A 918-nucleotide genomic window follows, 5' to 3' on the forward strand; every position below is an offset into this window, starting at 1 on the left:
ACAGCCCGGTCGCGCCGGGGGCGAGGGCCGTGCCGCCGGAGAGCAGGACCGCCGTCAGCAGAGCTGCCGTCGTGCGTTTTCTCGTACGGCGTCCTGTGGGGCGGCGGTGCACGTGCGGGAACGTGAGCATGGAGCGCCTCCCGGTGCCTGGACTGGGTGCACGGATGCCGTCTCACGGGGACGACAGGACAGTGGGAGCGCTCCCAAAACGGAGCATTGCATGGCCATGTCACAGCGTCAATGCTCCGCGCACGACCTGGCCGGGGTGCGACGGCCGAGCCGGTCGAGGCGGGCCGGGGCGTGCGCCTCAGGCTCCGAACACGCGCAGCGAGAGCCAGAGGGCCACCACGGCCGGGATCAGGGTGGCGGGCACGGTGAGCAGACCGAGGCGCGTGAACTCGCCGAGATCGACGTCGTGTTCGTGCTGATGCACGATGCGCCGCCACAACAGCGTGGCCAGCGACCCGGCGTAGGTGAGGTTGGGGCCGATGTTCACCCCGAGCAGTACGGCGAGGACCGGCCCGGGGCCCGCCACGGCCGCCAGGGGCAGCAGCACCAGGACGGCGGGCAGGTTGTTGATGAGGTTCGCGAGGACGGCGGCGAGGGCCGCGATGCCGAGCAGCGCCAACAGGCTCGACGAGTCGGGTACCAGGTGGCCGAGCACGTCCGCGAGGCCGTTGTCGATCACGGCACGCACCACGATCCCGAGCGCCAGGACGAAGGCGAGGAAGGCCGGCGAGGTGGCGCGAACGACGGCGAGCGGTGTGGTGTGCCCGCGGACCAGCGCCCGGCAGGCCAGGACGAGCGCCCCGGCCAGCGCCGCCCAGGCCGGTTCGACGCCGAGCGCGGGCGCCACCGCGAAGCCCACGAGCGTGCAGGCGACCGTGACCAGCGCGAACACGGGCAGTTCGACGGGCT

1 protein-coding gene is annotated in these 918 nt (G+C 72.8%); it reads right to left on the bottom strand.

All coding sequences use genetic code 11. The annotated features are described in order from the left end of the window. Nucleotides 1–307: 307 nt before the first annotated feature. Nucleotides 308–918 (bottom strand): ArsB/NhaD family transporter (locus tag O3Q52_RS53595; protein WP_269655612.1); only part of this gene is annotated, 611 nt, incomplete at its 5' end.

This window comes from Streptomyces sp. ActVer, assembly GCF_027270795.1.
Lineage (GTDB): Bacteria > Actinomycetota > Actinomycetes > Streptomycetales > Streptomycetaceae > Streptomyces > Streptomyces umbrinus_A.